This is a genomic window from Streptomyces sp. NPDC107454 (assembly GCF_055582885.1).
The window spans coordinates 97839-113957 of sequence record NZ_JBVJPA010000008.1 but is presented as its reverse complement, the minus strand read 5'-3'; the positions used below and the strand labels follow the sequence as shown (position 1 = coordinate 113957).

The 16119-nt window shown below is 69.4% G+C and carries 12 protein-coding genes, 1 tRNA gene and 1 pseudogene; 10 read left to right on the top strand and 4 right to left on the bottom strand.

The features are described 5' to 3' along the window. Positions 1-117 precede the first annotated feature (117 nt). Positions 118-1677 (bottom strand): MFS transporter, encoded by a 1560-nt coding sequence (locus ACZ69M_RS21360; protein WP_470051861.1) that lies wholly within the window; start codon positions 1675-1677, stop codon positions 118-120. Next, positions 1674-3011, bottom strand: a complete 1338-nt coding sequence (locus ACZ69M_RS21355; RefSeq protein WP_470051859.1) for an MFS transporter — start codon at positions 3009-3011, stop codon at positions 1674-1676. Before ACZ69M_RS21355 ends, ACZ69M_RS21360 begins: the two co-directional genes overlap by 4 nt. Before the next feature lie 384 nt (positions 3012-3395). On the opposite strand from ACZ69M_RS21355, the gene ACZ69M_RS21350 reads away from it, so the two are divergent. Next, a complete protein-coding gene (locus tag ACZ69M_RS21350) occupies positions 3396-4058 on the top strand; it encodes a TetR/AcrR family transcriptional regulator (protein ID WP_470051857.1) in 663 nt (220 codons plus the stop codon). A 37-nt stretch (positions 4059-4095) separates the two neighbouring features. On the opposite strand, the gene ACZ69M_RS21345 is transcribed toward ACZ69M_RS21350, so the two are convergent. Further along, positions 4096-4722, bottom strand: a complete 627-nt coding sequence (locus tag ACZ69M_RS21345) for a TetR/AcrR family transcriptional regulator (protein ID WP_470051855.1) — start codon at positions 4720-4722, stop codon at positions 4096-4098. A gap of 110 nt (positions 4723-4832) precedes the next feature. On the opposite strand from ACZ69M_RS21345, the gene ACZ69M_RS21340 reads away from it, so the two are divergent. From ACZ69M_RS21340 to ACZ69M_RS21315, 6 genes and pseudogenes are all read left to right on the top strand, one after another. Continuing rightward, positions 4833-6260 (top strand): MFS transporter, encoded by a 1428-nt coding sequence (locus tag ACZ69M_RS21340; RefSeq protein ID WP_470051853.1) that lies wholly within the window; start codon positions 4833-4835, stop codon positions 6258-6260. 454 nt (positions 6261-6714) lie between these two features. After that, positions 6715-7590, top strand: coding sequence for an NmrA family NAD(P)-binding protein (locus ACZ69M_RS21335; RefSeq protein ID WP_470051851.1), 876 nt, complete (start codon positions 6715-6717; stop codon positions 7588-7590). A gap of 57 nt (positions 7591-7647) precedes the next feature. Further along, the gene (locus ACZ69M_RS21330) at positions 7648-8478 is read left to right on the top strand and encodes an oxidoreductase (RefSeq protein ID WP_470051849.1); all 831 of its coding nucleotides are present in this window, start codon (positions 7648-7650) and stop codon (positions 8476-8478) included. 790 nt (positions 8479-9268) lie between these two features. Beyond that, positions 9269-9529, top strand: a complete 261-nt coding sequence (locus ACZ69M_RS21325) for a hypothetical protein (RefSeq protein ID WP_470051847.1) — start codon at positions 9269-9271, stop codon at positions 9527-9529. A 406-nt stretch (positions 9530-9935) separates the two neighbouring features. Further along, positions 9936-10244, top strand: coding sequence for a site-specific integrase (locus tag ACZ69M_RS21320; RefSeq protein ID WP_470051845.1), 309 nt, complete (start codon positions 9936-9938; stop codon positions 10242-10244). 1284 nt (positions 10245-11528) lie between these two features. Beyond that, a pseudogene (locus ACZ69M_RS21315) lies at positions 11529-11675 on the top strand (IS1380 family transposase); the annotation flags it as partial. A 595-nt stretch (positions 11676-12270) separates the two neighbouring features. On the opposite strand, the gene ACZ69M_RS21310 reads toward ACZ69M_RS21315, so the two are convergent. Then, positions 12271-12342, bottom strand: a tRNA-Arg gene (locus ACZ69M_RS21310). Positions 12343-12573: 231 nt separating this feature from the next. Here ACZ69M_RS21310 and ACZ69M_RS21305 point away from each other — a divergent pair. From ACZ69M_RS21305 to lysA, 3 genes are all read left to right on the top strand, one after another. Further along, positions 12574-13047, top strand: coding sequence for a response regulator (locus ACZ69M_RS21305; RefSeq protein ID WP_470051843.1), 474 nt, complete (start codon positions 12574-12576; stop codon positions 13045-13047). A 380-nt stretch (positions 13048-13427) separates the two neighbouring features. Then, complete coding sequence (gene nrtL, locus ACZ69M_RS21300; protein WP_470051841.1) at positions 13428-14705, top strand: ArgS-related anticodon-binding protein NrtL; 1278 nt, start codon at positions 13428-13430, stop codon at positions 14703-14705. 17 nt (positions 14706-14722) lie between these two features. Continuing rightward, entirely contained in the window at positions 14723-16114 is a 1392-nt protein-coding gene (lysA, locus tag ACZ69M_RS21295; RefSeq protein WP_470051839.1) for a diaminopimelate decarboxylase, read from the top strand. The last annotated feature ends 5 nt before the right edge of the window (positions 16115-16119 follow it).

The following is a 16119-nucleotide window of genomic DNA, read 5'->3' as shown; positions in this document are numbered from 1 at the left end:
TTCGCGGGCGGTGCCGGTGTTGATGGCTGTGCTCAACGATCAACACCGGCTGTTCGGGGGGAGGTTGCGCGGACGGAAGTCCTGTGGGCGCCTCACACCGTCCCGTTGACGTACCGCTTATGCCTCGGCGGATGTCCGGGGACTGTGAACCTTGTGGCGGACGAACAGCGCCGTAGGCACGGCCATGACGATCAGTACGACTCCGCCTATGACGTTGCCCAGGTGCACGGCGTCGGTGAACGCCCTCGGTACCGCCGTTCCCACCACGCGGGCGAGGGACGCGGGGAGGCTCGTCGCGCCGCCGCCGTGTGACGCGCCCTCCACGATCCGGTCCGCCTGCGGCGAGGGGATGCCTGCCTCGACGAGACGGTCATGCAGGTTCCGGGGGAAGCGACTGGTGACGACGGTTCCGAGCACACTGGGGCCGAGCACGGTTCCCAGCTGACGAGCCATGTTCACCGCCGCTGCCGCCATGCCCTCCTGTTGGGGCGGGACACTGTTGACCGCGGCAGCCGTCGAAGGCGCCGTCAGCAGGCCCGCTCCGATGCCCGCCACGAGCAGTCCGGGCCACATCGCCCCGTAGCTTCCCGAGGCATCGGTCGCGAGCAGCGCGAGGGACCCGGCTCCGATGAGGACCAGACCCGCGGTGATCAAGAGGGTGAAGCCGACCCGGTGCACCAGCACCCGGGCGGTCACCACGGTGACCAGGAGGAACGTTCCGAACAGCGGCAGCAGGCGCACGCCGACGTCGAGGGGACTGGTCAGTCCCACACGTTCCATGTAGAGCACGCTGAGCAGGGCGACACCGACCAGTCCGAAAACGCTGACAGCGGCCACGCCCATGACGGCCGAGAAGGAAGCGCTCCGAAAGAGCCTCAGGTCCAGCATGGGATCGGGGTGACGGAGTTCCACGGTTACGAACATGAACAGAGATACGGCGAAGACCACATACATGGTGATGATCGGCGCCTTGGTGTATCCGGTGGAGCCACCCTGAATGATCGCGTAGGTGGCCGAGGCCGTCACCACTGTGCCCAGGACAAGGCCCGCAAGATCGGGCTTGCGCGTGGCGTGTCTGGACTCGGCCACGAAGACCGGGGTCAGGAGGAGGGCCAGGCCGGCGATGACGATGTTGGCGATGTAGACGGCGTGCCAGGAGAAGTGTTCGAGCAGGGCTCCGGCGAGGATCGGGCCGATGGCCAGGCCCACTCCGGAGCACGCGGCCCAGATGCCGATCGCGGCGGTGCGCTCGTGCGGGTCGGTGAAGGTGGCACTGACGATCGCCAGGCTCGTCGGCAACACGGCCGCGCCGCCGAGGCCCGCGATCGCCTGTGCGGTGATGAGCATGCCGGCGCTGTCGGCGAACACGGCGAACACGCTGCCGGTCAGGAAGACGGCGGCACCCAGGCGGAACACGCGTCGACGCCCCACGAGGTCGCCGAAGGTCCCGGCGGACATCACGAAGCTCACGACAGCAAGGCTGTACGCGCTGGTGATCCATACCAGCGTGCTCGCGGTGACGTGGAGGTCGCTCTGTATGTCGCCCAGGGCCGAGATCGTGGAGGTGACGTCGACGAAGGCCATCATGACGCCGAGGCAGACCACCAGAAGGCCGAGCCAGCGCCCGCTGCCGGGGGCCGCGGCGCGGGAAGCCTGAGCCGGAACGGACATGGTCATCGGACTGCCACCGCCCTCTTCTGCGATACGCCCAGCGACACCACAGCCGCGGCGGCCATGAGGGCCATCGCCACCAACCACGCGTGTCGATAGGTCTCCAGAGAGGCTCCACCGGAGGCGGTGCCGAGCATGGCGACCAGGATGCTGATGCCGACGACCGAGCCGATCTGAGTTGCCATGGTCACGACGGCGCTGCCGGTAGCGGCCTGCTCCGGGCGCAGACCGACCGTCGCGGAGGAGACGACGGTCGGGAGCGCCAATCCGGTGCCGAACCCGAAGAGCAGCCAGGCCGGGAGGATTCCGGAAGCGTAGTTCGGGTCATTGTGCAGGAGAACGGCGAAGAGCAGGATGCCGACAGAGGCGATCGCACTGCCGACCGCGGCGATGACACCGGCCGGGACTCGGAAGCGGCGCTGGAGGGTTTCACTGGCGGTAGCGGCCAGCGCGAAGCTGAGCGGGCCGGGAAGACTGGCGCATCCGGTTTTGATGGCGGAGTAGTGCCAGTGGTTCTGCAGCCAGAGGATCGTCGACAGCAGGAGGCTGGCGAACGAGGCCAGTTGCAGCATGCCGGCGAGGTTCGCCGAGGCGAAGATCCGGTCACGGAACAGAGAAAGGTCGACCACGGGCACCTGGTGCCGTGACGAGCGGAACAGAAACGCCATCAGCCCGACCACTGCCACGGCCAGAGACGTGATGACCCGGGTGTCCGACCAGCCCCAGTCGGGTGCCTTCACCACGCCGAGAGCCAGGGCGCCGACCACGACGATCAGCAGGACGCCGCCGAGCAGGTCGGGTACGCGGGCGTCTTGTTCGTGCCTGACGTTGGCCACGAGCCGGGCGGCGAGCGCGATGGCGAGCAGTCCGATGGGAATGTTCACCAGGAACAGCCACCGCCAGGAGACCTGGACCAGCAGCCCGCCGAAAATCGGTCCGCACACCCCGGACAGCGCACCCGCGGTGAACCAGACCTTGACATACCGCTCCACCTTGTCCGCGGGGGCGCTCGTCAACACCAGGCCGAGGCTGGCGGGAGTCAGCAGGGCGGCGCCCACCGCCTGAAGGGCACGGAAGACGACCAGCACCCATACGTCGCCGGACAGCGCCGCCCCGAGGCTCGCCGCCACGAAGACGGCCATGCCGAGAAGGAAGCCGCTCTTGCGGCCGAAGCGGTCGGCGAGCCGCCCCGCGGGGACGAGAAGGGCGGCGAAGACGATCGCGTAGCCGTTGAGCACCCAGCTCAGGTCCGACAAAGAGGTCGAACCCAAGCCCTGCCCGATGTTCGGCAGACCGACGTTGGTGATCCATACGTCGAGTTGGCCGAGGAAACTCGCCATGGCCAGCACGGCGAGGATGAGAGCCGGCCGTGCGTTCGACGTGCCCCCGCCTCCCCTCTGCGCTTTCAGCGCTACCGCAGGGGCCATCTGATCTTGCGAAGACATGCGTGTTCTGTCCGTTCCTGGGCTTCGAGGGGTGCCGTGAGTGATAGGCGGCAGAGTTCTGGACCGCCTTGTCAAGAACCCTATGAAGTTCTGGAACGACATGTCAAGAATGCGCGCATGGGCTGCGGACCGGCCCCATGGGGCGCCTGGCGGGCTTCGGCTTCGACGGGGATGCCGTGAGTAACGGACGCCAGAGTTCTGGACCGCTCTGTCGGCAACCCGTAAGAACTTGTGGAACGGAATGTCAAGAACGCTCGTGCGGCCTGTAGGCTGGCCCCCATGGGGCGCCCACCGGGATTCGACAAGGACAAGGTCGTACAGGCCGTCGAGCGACAGTTCCGCCGTACCGGATACGCCGGTACCAGCGTTGACGACATCGCCAAGGCGGGCGGGCTGGGCCGCGGCAGCCTCTACGCCGCCTTCGGCGGCAAGAGCGAGCTGTACCTGCGGACGCTGCAGGCGTACTGCGACCGCACGGAGACCGCCTGGGCAGCCGTACTCGAAGGCCCCGATGACGCCGCGCTGGAACGGCTGCACGCATATCTCGTGCAGTCGGCGCGATGTGTGCACGATGACCCCGACCGGCTCGGCTGTATGGTGACCGGCTTCGTCGTCGAGGGAGTCGACCACGATCCGCGGGCCGCTGCACGCGTCAGGCAGGCCCTCACGAGAATCGAAGGCTCACTGACCGGGTGTGTTCAGGCTGCGCAGCGGCATGGCGACCTCGATCCCGAGGCGGACGCCCCCCAGATCAGCCAACTGCTCATGGCGGTCAACCGGGGCATGGAAGTACTGGCCAGGGCCGGGCTCGACGCGGTCGCGCTGGAGCGCGTTGCCGATCAGGCATTCGCAGGACTCCCGCTCACGGCACGGGCCCGGTCCCAGCAGGCGCCCAGCTCGTCTCAGCAGACGCCCCGCCCAGTCGTCTCCGACGCTTCCTGAGCGCTGCTTGCTTGAGGGTCGGTCCTCCGCGGTACGGTCAGCGTTCTACGGCGAACGACTCGACGTAGGCCAGGGCCCCGTACAGCGCGTCACGCAGGGGTGAGGACTCGCCGGCCGCCTGGTCCAGCAGCGCTCCGCCCTGGAACGCGGCGGCGAGCAGGTGGGCCAGCGCGGCCGGGTCGGCCTCCGGCCGCAGTTCGCCCCGCTCGCGCATCTTGCTCAGGCCGCGCTTGAACAGCCCCTGCCACCGCTCGAAGCCTTCGGCCACCGCGTCCCGGTGGGAGGGCTCGGTCTTGACGACCTCGGCGGCCAGGGAGCCGAACGTGCAGCCGCCGCTCAGCATGTCCTGCGAGGCGATGTAGGAATCGGCCCACCGGCGCAGGGCGGCGAAGCTGTCCAGCTCGCCCAGCTCGGGTGCCTGGTGGCGGGCGACGATGGTGTCGGCCTGCCAGGCGAGCACCGCGCGCACCAGGGACTCCTTGGTGGGGAAGTGGCGCGTCAGCTGCGAGCCGCTGACTCCGGCGGCCTCCCGGATCTGCTCGTTGTTGGTGTTCTGTGCGCCGTGTTCGTAGATCAGCTCGGCGGCCGCCCTGACGATGCGTTCGCGTGTGGCCAGGCCCTTGGCGGTCAGCTTCTGGCCCGGCGTCTCGCTGGTTGTGCTCATGGTGACCACCGTACCGCAAAAAGGGGCTTGACAACCCATTCCGTGGGATGTCTCCTGGAGGGAGACCAAAAAAGGGCTGTCAAGCCCATTCCTCTCGGGAGGCGGACAGGATGTCCACACAGGCTGCACCGCAGGCGGTCGCGACGACACCGCACACCGGCCCGGCCCCGGCGCCCGCCGTCACCGAGGCGGGTCACCCGCGCCGCTGGAGCATCATGGCGGTGCTGGGTGCCGTCGCCTTCATGGCACAGCTCGACTTCTTCGTCGTCAACGTCGCCCTCGACGGGATCGGCCGGTCGTTCCCGGACACGGGCGTCGCGAGCGTGTCGTGGGTGCTGTCGGCCTACGCGATCGTGTTCGCCTCCGTGCTGGTGCCCGCGGGCCGGATCGCGGACCACTGGGGGCGCAAGAAGATGCTGCTGTCCGGAGTGACGCTCTTCACCCTCACCTCCGCCGTCGCGGCCGCCGCACCGAGTCTCGGCGTGCTGGTCGGTGCCCGGGCTCTCCAGGCCGTCGGCGCGGCGATGATCGTGCCGACCTCGCTCGGCCTGCTCTACCCGAACTTCCCCAAGCACCGGCACACCCTGGTGGTCGGCCTGTGGGCGGGCGTGGGCGCGATCGCGGCCTCGGCGGGCCCGCCCGTCGGTGGGCTGCTCGTCACCCTCGACTGGCGGTGGATCTTCCTGATCAATGTTCCCATCGGCATCGCCACCCTCGTCGCCGGCGCGCTGCTGCTGCCCGAGGTGCGCCGGCCCAAGGGCGCCGCACTGCCGGACTTGGCTTCCGCCCTCGTACTGCCGCTGGCCGTGAGCCTGCTGGTGCTCGCCACCGTCCAGGGACCGGGGTGGGGCTGGACGGACATCCGCACCGTGGTCCTGTTCGCCGCGGCCGCCCTGGCCGGGGCCGCGACCGTCGAGCGCACCCTGCGCGCCAAGGCGCCGGTGATCGAGAAGCGGCTGTTCGCCGGCCGGCCGTTCACCGCCGCCACCGTGGCCCTGTTCCTGTTCTCCGTCGGCTTCGCCATCGTCCTGCTCAGCACGGCCCTGTTCATGCAGGAGGTCTGGCACTTCAGCCCGCTGCGCGCAGGCGTCTCCATCGCCCCGGCCCCCCTGGCCTCGATCGCCTTCGCGATGAACGCCGGACCCATCCAGCGCCGCTTCGGACGCACCGCCCCCGCCGTGACCGGCATGCTGGCCATGGCACTCGCCGCCGCCTACTGGCTCGCGGCCGTGCACACCACCCCCGACTACTGGGGCGGCATGTTCCCGGGCCTGATCCTGGTCGGCCTGGCCGGCGGTCTGGCCCAGGCGCCGCTGTTCGCCGCCGCCGACACCCTCGCCGCCGAGCGCGCCACCACCGGTAGCGCCGTACTCAACATGAGCCGCCAGCTCGGCAGCGCCGTGGGCGTGGCCCTGCTCGTCGCTCTCACCCCCCAGGCCACGACCACCGGGTTCGACCACGCCTGGTCCGTCCAGGCCGGCGCCGGAATCGCCGCGGCCACCGCGCTGCTCGCCCTCCGGCCCCGCCGGGCACCCTGAGCACTGGGCCGCGGCTACGGGGCTGCGACGGCTGGGTCGCGGTCACTCGGGTGGGGCTGACCGCATGGTCGCGGTCGCTCGGGTGGGGTTGACTGCACGGTCGCGGTCGCTCGGGTGGGGCTGACCGCACGGTCGCGGTCGCTCGGGTCGGGCTGACCGCAGGGCCGCGGCCACGCGGGTGGGGCTGGCCACAGGGGCACGGTCACTCGGGTCGGGTCCGCAACCACACCCTCCTGCCGGACGGGCATCGCACCGCCCCACTCATCTTCTGCGAGGCCCGCTCGAAGGACTGACGCTGGAGTTCCCGCCAGCTCCCTCTCAAGAACCACCTCTCCCCGAAGAACCAGCTCTCCCCGAAGAACCAGCTCTCCCTGAGGAACCAACTCCCCCTCACCAACTCCCCCTCACCAACTCCCCCTCACCAACTCCCTCTCAAGAAACGGAGATCACCATCATGGAACGCAACCTCCTCGTGATCGGGGCCACCGGCAAGACCGGCGGCCACACCACCGAACTCCTGCTCCAGCGCGGTCACCGCGTCCGCGCACTCGTACGGGGCCTCGACGGGCGCGCCGAGCGGCTCGCCGCCCTCGGAGCGGACGTCGTGGAAGGCGATGTCCTCGACCTGGACTCCCTGGCCCAGGCGACCAAGGGGATCGACGCCCTGTACTTCACCTATCCGATCCGCCCCGGCCTGATGGACGCCAGCGCGAACGTGGCTCAGGCGGCGGAGGAGAACGGCGTCCAGGCGATCGTGAACATGTCGCAGGTCTCCGCCCGCCGCACCACCGCCAGCAACGCGGCACGCCAGCACTGGGTCGCCGAACGCGTCCTGGACCACGCCCTGGTCCCCGTCACCCACATCCGCCCGACCTTCTTCACGTCGTGGCTGGTCGACACCTGGGCCGACGGGACGGGCGAACTGCGCCTGCCGTTCGCCGACGGACGCCACGCCCCCATCGCGGAGAGCGACCAGGCGAAGGTGATCGCGGCCATCCTGGAAGACCCTGCCCCGCACGCCGGCCAGATCTATCCGCTGTACGGAGCCGAGGAACTCAACCACTACGAGATCGCCGAGAAGATGTCACGGGCGCTGGACCGTGAAGTCACCTACGTCCCCATCGAACTCGACGAATTCGCCGCCATCCTGAGCGGGCGCGGCGCGCCTGACCACCTGATCCAGCACCTGCTCGCCGTGGCCGTCGACTACCGCAACGGCGTCTTCGCCGGCACCAACGACCTCGTGAAGGCGATCGGCGGCAGCGACCCCCTCGACGTCGAGGACTTCATCGCCCAAAACCGCGCGGCCTTCGACCTGCCCACTGCCTGAACACTCCTGCCCACTGCCTGAACACACCTGCCCACTGCCTGAACACTGGAGAAGACAATGAGCGTTTGGTTCATCACCGGATCATCCCGGGGCTTCGGCCGGGAAATCACCCGTGCCGCCCTCGCCGCCGGCCACCAGGTGGTCGCGACCGCGCGGAAGGCCGAAACCGTCCGCGAGCAGTTTCCCGACGCCGGCGACGCGCTGCTCCCCGTGTCGCTGGACGTGACCGACCACCAGAGCATCCAAGCGGCCGTCCGCACGGCGGTCGAGCGACTCGGCCGGATCGACGTCCTGGTCAACAACGCCGGCACCGGACTCCTCGCCGCCGTCGAAGAGTCCGACGACGTCGCGGTCCGCGCGGTGTACGAGACCAACGTGTTCGGCCCGCTCGCCGTCCAGCGCGCCGTACTGCCGGTACTGCGCCGCCAGCGTTCCGGCCACGTGATCAACATCAGCTCCATCGTGGGCTTCGCCACCGCGCCGGGCTGGGGCATCTACGCCTCCACGAAGTTCGCCGTCGAGGGCTTCACCGAGACCCTCCACACCGAACTGGCGCCCCTGGGCATTCATGTGACGCTCGTGGAGCCGGGCTTCTTCCGCACCGACTTCCTCGACCCCGCCAGCCTGCACACCGGCCCCGACACCATCGAGGACTACGCGCCCACCGTCGGCGCGATGCGTGCAGCCGTCGCGAGCCTGAACCACGCCCAGCCCGGCGACCCGGCCAAGGCCGCCCGCGCCATCGTAGAGATCGCCGCGGCCCCCGAGCCGCCCCTGCGCCTCCCGCTCGGAGCCGACACCCTGCAAGCCTTCGACGCCAAACTGGGCACCTTCCGCAGGGAGATGGACGCCTGGCGCCACGTCGCCGTCGCCACCGATCACGACTAGGACAACACCCCTGAATCCGTCTTCCCCGCCACCAAGGTCCGAAGCCACTCAGGACCAGGACCTTCGGCCGCGCTTCGATCGCGGGGAGCTGATCGAGGCCCCGGAACCGGGGCTCGTCGGCATAGGGGGCCGCAACAAGGTGAAGTTCCCCCTGATCTTGGACAGCTGGTGCTTACGCTGCGAGGGTGAAGTCGTGCTCGGCCGCGGCCACGCCGCCACTGGGGCGGGCACCGGGTGCCGGCGGGTGCTCAGCCGCCCTTGCCTGGTCCGCTTCCATTCCCCGGCGAAGCCGGGGTCGGCTGGATCTTCCTACTCACCGCTGTCGGCGGGGTGGCCGACCGATTCCCCTTTCGTGGAATCCAGCGGCACAGAGTGTGTCGCAGGTGTGTCGGACTCGGCTCACCCGTTTGGCTCGGCTCAAGGATCGTCAGGACAGTGTTGCGAACCTTCGGCAGGGTGGAAACAGCTGGTGGACCGGCGCTCGGAATTGCGGCGGGCTATGCGCCGGGGCGAGGCTTTCGAGATTGCAAGCGGACTGCCTGAGTCCGAAGTTCGCACGGCAGCGGAAGCGGCAGAATTCTCAGAAGAAAAGACGCCGTTGCGGTGGTTCGAGTTCTGCCGGAAATATGTCGCCGGGCGGTGGCGTACGAGCGCAGCCAAGACCCGAGAGGGTACGGCGGACGGCCTTGCGGCCGTTTCTCTGAGCATGGCCAAGCGTGGGGACGGCGTTCCCTCGGATGAGCAATTGCGGTTGGCTTTCCGGTGAGGGATCGTTCCCGCGAATGCGGGAGTGGATCCACCGGCCCACCTCAAAGCCCCGCATGACTGGCTCACGACGGCGGGCCGTTCGGCCGTCGACCTGGCCGACCCCGAGGTGTCCGAGGACGTGCCGTACCGCCTCGGGTACAAGCTGGACGGCACCCCGGTGGCGGGCGACACGTACAGGCGCCGCCGCCGGGCCCTGAACACCGCTCTCGAACACGCGGTGGTCGCGGGGGACCTCTCGGGGAACCCACTTCAGCGCGCGCCGGAAGCACGTCGGCTCCCATGAGGTGGTGGACCCGCGTGTCCTCGTGAACGCCCTGCAGACCCGTCAGTTGCTCGCGGCATCTCCTGCGTCGGGTCGTGGGATCGGTGCCGTGGGAGCGTTTGGTGGCCTTCTGCCCCGTCCTGTACTACGCGGGACTGCGTCCGGCTTACGCGGGACTGCGTCCGGCTGAGGCGGTCGGGCTGAGGCGGTCTGACTGCCACCTCCCGGACGCAGGATGGGGCACACCCCCACTCCGGGAGACACGTCCCGCCTCCGGGAAGCAATGAACCGATTCCGGGGAACGCCACGACCGCCGTGGGCTCAGGGCGCGGGAGGCCAAGAGCGACCGACCGGCGCCTGTCCCGCCTGCCCTCGTGGCGATCCTCCGGGCTCACTGGAGACCTTCGGCACCGCCAAAGAAGGGCGCGTGTCCGGCAACGAGCGCGGGGGAGTGGTCGGCTTTTCCACCTACTGGCGGGTGTGGGAGGAAGCTCGGGAGTACGCACTCCCACCTGACCGCGTCGACTCGCCGTTGGCCGGGCGCCCGTACGACCTGTGCCACGCGTGCATCACACGGTGGCTGAATTCGGGGGTGCCGATCGCCGAGGTGACCCGGCGGCTCGGCAACTCTCCCGAGGTGATCCACCGCCGCTACCACGGCTGCATCGATAGCCACGAAGAAGCAGCTAATGCGAAGATCACAAAGGCGCTGGGAAAAGACGGCGATATGGCCTAGCCGGCGGTCGTCCCGAAACGGACACGCGGCGAGGAGGTTCACCTTCTCCGACGCCTGGCCTTTTACACTTTCGCCGTCACACAGCGTGAGAGATGACGTGAGAAAGATAAACGAAATGCTGCGTATGCGTATGCGTAGACCCCCACGCCCCCTTGTGCTCCGCACGATGCTTATCGCCACGCTCGTCGTGCAGTCGGCTGCGCTCATTGCCCAGGACACGCAGATCGACAATCTGCGGACACAGCACGTCGACCTCGAGACGCAAAACGTCGTAGCCGGCCCCTCCGGCCCGCCAGGCCCGTCGGGTCCGGCCGGCCCTATTGGCCCGGCAGGAAGAAACGGGCAGGACGGGAGGAACGGGCAGGAGGGGAGGAACGGGCAGGAGGGGAGGCCCGGCAGGGACGGCAGGGACGGCAAGGACGGCAAGGACGGCAAGGACGCTGTTGCCACCCCAAGGCCTACTGTCACCGTCACCCAGCACAGCTGAGCCCCGCGGTCACCATGGGGACATCAAGGAGGGGGTTTTCTTGGGTATTTCCTCCGCCACGCCTGGATGTTCAACCAGCGTATAACCGGACGGGGAAACTTGCGGTTGCGGTCGGCAATACGCGACGAATCGCGGAATCAGCACCGGTACCCCGCGGACGAGCGCGTATGCCGCGCGTCGGGAACGCGTCCGCGAGCGTGCCGCCTCGGGGCTATGGGCGGCGCTCACCCTCGTTCGTGCTTCGCCTCGATGACGGGCTTGAGTGCCTCTGCGCGGTGATCGACAAGCTCGCGGCGTTCGGGGTCGCTCTGGGCCAGTCTCGCGACGAGGGAGACAGCCTTGTCCACTCATTGCCATCTACATCTTTCCATCACGTAGCGTGAGGGATAATGTGAGAAACGTAAAAGAGAAACTGCTTAAGTGGCGCCCCCACGTGCTTGGTGCCGCCCTGATCGTCGCGCTTGTCGCGCAGTCGGGCGCGCTAGTCGCCCATCAATTGCAGATCGACGATATGTGGGCACGGAATGTCGAGCCCCAGACGCATGGCGTCGAGGTGGGCCCTTCCGGTCCGCCAGGCCGCGCGGGTCCCCCCGGTCCGCCCGGCCCCACCGGTCCGCCGGGCAGAAAGGGGACGGACGGGCGGGCCGGGAGAGACGGGATCGATGGGGACGAGGGGGGCGATGGGAGGAGGGGGCGCCACGGAAGAAACGGGAAAAACGGTGTAGTCCTGGTGCCCAGGTAGCAACGCCGTTCAGTCGGGCGCGAGGCCCGTCGGTCAAGGCTTGCCCGCAGGTGAGCGCCTGCGCCTGCGGCTGTTCTCCACCGCGGCCCAACTCGTCACCACCGCCCGCCGACAGCGCCCGAGGTTCGCGGCCCACTGGCCCCGGACCGACCTCATCACGGACGCGAGCGAACGGCTGCACGCCCTCCCGAACCCCCGTTGACCAGCAGATCCACCGGTACCGACGAACCTGGACCACCCCACCGAAACCGTGGAACCCGGCGCCCATCCGACGCGGCAGCCGGGCCCTCACCCTGCCCACTTCCAGCCCAACAAGCCGAAACGGCCCGCCAGATGGACCAACGAGCCGTCACGAAAGACCGAGGTCAGCCGTGAAGGGGCGGGCCGCCGTCATTTGTCTCGAGCGGCTTTGTACTGCTCGTACTGAGTCCACGCACGTTCGAGTGTCTCTACGGCGGCCGAAATAGCGCCACGCTCTTCAAGGTAGGCGCGCCGACCCGGCAAGGCCTTGCGCGAGGGCCAGTCGGGATCGCGAGACGCCCCAGGCGAGATCACCAATGGCGTTGCCTTGATCGGCGTGGGACTTCAACCACGCAGCGAAGCTCTTCGGCTTGGGCATACCCGCATCCTGCCGCCGCCACGTGGCGTCCACACGCGAGTGTGTCGCGTGTATCGCAGATGGCGCGTGGACACTGAGAGGCAATGAGAAAGAGCGGGAGCCAGTGAGACTGACTCCCGCTCTCTCATGTCGGCATCCGCCCAGCTCGGCGCTTGTTTCTTGCTGGCTGTGTGGCGAGTGCCCCCGGCAGGATTCGAACCTGCGCACACGGCTCCGGAGGCCGTTGCTCTATCCCCTGAGCTACGGGGGCGTGTCGGGCGCTGTTCGCGGCGACGGGTAGAACCCTACCAGCTCTTTCGTGGGGGGCCGGCATGGGTTTATGTGGGGGCGGGGCGGTGTTCGAGGGAGGGGGAGTGGACGCGTCCGCGAGGGGCGTCCTTGGGGTGGTCGGGACCCCCGCACGGGGGTGGAAGTGGGGAAAACCCGGACGGCGCGGTGGGCGCGGACCTACTCTCGAGTTGTGCCAGGCGCGTCCGGTCGGGTGCTTGTTGTGGACGACAACAAGGTCATCCGGCAGCTGATCAGGGTCAACCTCGAGCTGGAGGGCATCGAGGTCGTGACCGCGGCCGACGGTGCCGAATGCCTGGACGTCGTGCATCACGTGCGGCCCGATGTGGTGACCCTGGATGTGGTCATGCCTCGGCTCGACGGATTGCGTACCGCCGCCCGGCTGCGTGCCGATCCACGGACCCGGAATCTTCCCCTCGCCATCGTCAGTGCCTGTACGCAGTACGAGGTCGAGAGCGGGCTCGACGTCGGCGTTGACGCCTTTCTTGCCAAGCCCTTCGAACCTGCCGAACTCGTGCGGCTCGTACGGGAGTTGATGGAGCGGCGGGGGAGTGGGAGCGGGACTGCGGCCGGTGGTGGCGGTGCTTTTGGCGGGGAGGAGTTCGGTCCCGATGAGCTTGGTGTCGAGGAGCTCGGGGCCGAGGAGGCCCAGCGCGCCGGTCATTGAGCGGGCGTCGCGCCGCTGAGGGGTGAGGAGCCGGCGGTGGTCGGCCCTGCGGGCGCGTGCCCGCCCGTGTGTCGGTGATCTGTGATCGGTGATCTGTGATCGGTGTTGCGTGAGGGGGAGGGGGTTGTCGCTCGGATGCGGTCGTCGTGCTGCTCCGGTCCTACTTCGTCGGTGTCCCTTCACTCCGTCCGGGTTGCCGTGCCCCCTACCCCGTCCACGTCGTTCCCCCTGCTCCGACACCACGGTCGACACTCGACGACGTGGACGGTCACTCCCCCCTCGCCAGTGAGAACACCCTCGCCCTCCGTACCCCGTCCACATCCCGGACCCTTGCTAAACGGAGTCGCCTACCCACCCCCTTCCTCCCCTACGCTTGTCCCGTGACCCCCGTCGAGCTCTCCCGCACCGTCCTGCGCGCGGTGCGTCGTGCCGTGGACGAGGGGGAGCTGAGCGTGGTCGTGCCGGTGCGGGCGGTGGTGACGCCGCCGGGGCCGGGCGGGTGCGGGGACTACGCCACGAACATCGCGTTGCAGTTGGCGCGACCCGCCGGGCGGCCGGCACGGCAGGTCGCGGAGATCCTGCGGCCCCACCTCACCCGCAGCGAAGGTGTCGCCGACGTCGCGATCACCGGGCCGGGGTTCCTCAACATTCGGCTGGGGGATGGCGCGGGCGCCTCTCTCGTACGGGAGATCCAGCGCCGACGTGACGCCTATGGACACGGCGACGTCCTCGCCGGGCAGATCGTCCCCCTCCGGGTCCCGTACGACATCCGGGCCGAAGTCGTCGCCGACACGCTCGTACGGATCGTGGCCACCCAGGGCGGCCGTGCGGAGGTGCACCACATCCATCCCTCGCGTGCCGAGTCGGAGGCTCCCGGGTCGGTGCCCCCCGGGTCAGCGCCCCCCGGGTCGGCGGCCCCCGAGTTCTCGCGCACCGAGCCGGTACGCCCCGACCTCTCGCGCACCGAGCCGGTACGCCCCGACCTCTCGCGCACCGAGCCCGCGAGCACCGACCTCTCGCAGGCCAAGTCAGCGGGCGCTGAGCCCTCGCACGCCGAGCCCCCACACATCAACGCACCCGACGCCGAGCCCCCACACACCAACGCACCCCACGCCGCCGCCCCCCCGCGCCCCCACCACCCCCGGACCACAACCCTCCGCCCCACCCCCGCCCCCGAAGACCCCACCCCCCTCGGCCCCGACGCCGCGCGGTGGGCCCTGCTGCACCCCGCGTGCCACGACCGGCCGCGGATCAGCGCCGATCACCTGCTTCAGCGGGAGAGCAACCCTCTCTTCCGGGTCCGGTACGCCCACGCCCGCACCCGGGCCCTCACCCGTAACGCCGCCGCGCTCGGCTGCACCGGCGACCCCGGTGACGTATCCGAAGACGTACCCGGCGGCGACCAGCTCGTCGGGGCGCTCGCCGGGTATCCGGCCGTGCTGACGCAGGCGGCCCTGCACCGCGCGCCCGACCGGCTCGCCCGGCACCTCGTCATCACCGCCGACGCCCTTCTCGCCTTCCAGCACACCGTGCTGCCGCTCGGCGACGAGAAACCCTCGGCCGCCCACCGCGCCCGGCTCGCGCTCGCCGAAGCCGCCGGGACGGTGCTGGCCGGCGGCCTGTCCCTGCTCGGCATCAGCGCCCCTGACTATCTGTGACCGTCTGTGAGAGAAAAATGAGCCGTTCCGCACACCCCGCCGGGCCCCGTCACGCCGATGTCCTCACCGAGGGCCACTACAGCGCCCCGCCCGCCGACCTCAACGCCCTCGACCCCAAGGTCTGGGCGCACACCGTCAGCCGTACGGACGACGGCGTCCTCCGTGTCGGTGGGATGGAAGTCACCCGACTCGCCGAGGAGTTCGGCACCCCCGCCTACTTCGTCGACGAGGCCGACTTCCGCGATCGTGCCCGTGCCTGGCGGACCGCCTTCGGGCACGACGCCGATGTCTTCTACGCCGGGAAGGCCTTCCTCTCGCGCGCCGTCGTGCGGTGGCTGCACGAGGAGGGGCTCAACCTCGACGTGTGCTCCGGCGGTGAGCTCGCCACCGCCCTCTCGGCCGGGATGCCCGCCGACCGCATCGCCTTCCACGGCAACAACAAGTCCGAGGAAGAGATCACCACCGCCATCGTGAGCGGGGTCGGGCGGATCGTTCTCGACTCCTTCCAGGAGATCGTCCGCGTCGCCCACATCGCGCAGTCCCTCGGCAAGCGGCAGCGGGTGCAGATCCGCGTGACCGTAGGGGTCGAGGCGCACACCCACGAGTTCATCGCCACCGCCCACGAGGACCAGAAGTTCGGGATCGCGCTGGCCGACGGGCAGGCCGCGGAGGCGGTGCGGCGGGCGCTCGCGCTCGACGGGCTCGAGCTCGTGGGCATCCACTCGCACATCGGTTCGCAGATCTTCGACATGGCCGGGTTCGAGGTCGCCGCCCGGCGGGTGGTGTCGCTGCTGGCCGCCGTTCGTGACGAGCACGGGGTCGAGCTGCCCGAGATCGACCTCGGTGGTGGTCTCGGCATCGCGTACACGAGTGACGACGATCCCCGCGAGCCGCACGAGATCGCGAAGGCGCTGGGCGAGATCGTCACGCGGGAGTGCGAGGCCGCGAAGCTGCGGACGCCTCGGATCTCGGTCGAGCCGGGGCGGGCCATCGTCGGGCCCACCGCCTTCACGCTCTACGAGGTCGGCACCATCAAGCAGCTCGAAGGGCTGCGGACGTACGTCTCCGTCGACGGGGGCATGTCCGACAACATCCGGACCGCGCTGTACGACGCCGAGTACAGCGTCTCCCTCGTCTCGCGTACCTCCGACGCCGAGCCCATGCTCGTCCGCGTCGTCGGCAAGCACTGCGAGAGTGGCGACATCGTGGTCAAGGACGCGTTCCTGCCCTCCGACCTGGCCCCCGGCGATCTCATCGCCGTACCCGCCACGGGTGCCTACTGCCGGTCCATGGCCAGCAACTACAACCACGCGCTGCGCCCGCCGGTCGTCGCCGTGCGCGACGGCGAGGCCCGGGTGATCGTCCGCCGGGAGACGGAGGAGGACCTCCTGCGTCTCGACGTCGGATGACCGGC

What these genes read in the sequence shown, in the direction of transcription:
- ACZ69M_RS21350 (WP_470051857.1), top strand. Translation starts at nt 3,396, where the DNA reads ATGGGGCGCCCACCGGGATTCGACAAGGACAAGGTCGTACAGGCCGTC.
- ACZ69M_RS21335 (WP_470051851.1), top strand. Translation starts at nt 6,715, where the DNA reads ATGGAACGCAACCTCCTCGTGATCGGGGCCACCGGCAAGACCGGCGGC.
- ACZ69M_RS21360 (WP_470051861.1), bottom strand. Translation starts at nt 1,677, where the DNA reads ATGACCATGTCCGTTCCGGCTCAGGCTTCCCGCGCCGCGGCCCCCGGC.
- ACZ69M_RS21345 (WP_470051855.1), bottom strand. Translation starts at nt 4,722, where the DNA reads ATGAGCACAACCAGCGAGACGCCGGGCCAGAAGCTGACCGCCAAGGGC.
- ACZ69M_RS21330 (WP_470051849.1), top strand. Translation starts at nt 7,648, where the DNA reads ATGAGCGTTTGGTTCATCACCGGATCATCCCGGGGCTTCGGCCGGGAA.
- ACZ69M_RS21340 (WP_470051853.1), top strand. Translation starts at nt 4,833, where the DNA reads ATGTCCACACAGGCTGCACCGCAGGCGGTCGCGACGACACCGCACACC.
- ACZ69M_RS21355 (WP_470051859.1), bottom strand. Translation starts at nt 3,011, where the DNA reads ATGGCGAGTTTCCTCGGCCAACTCGACGTATGGATCACCAACGTCGGT.
- lysA (WP_470051839.1), top strand. Translation starts at nt 14,723, where the DNA reads ATGAGCCGTTCCGCACACCCCGCCGGGCCCCGTCACGCCGATGTCCTC.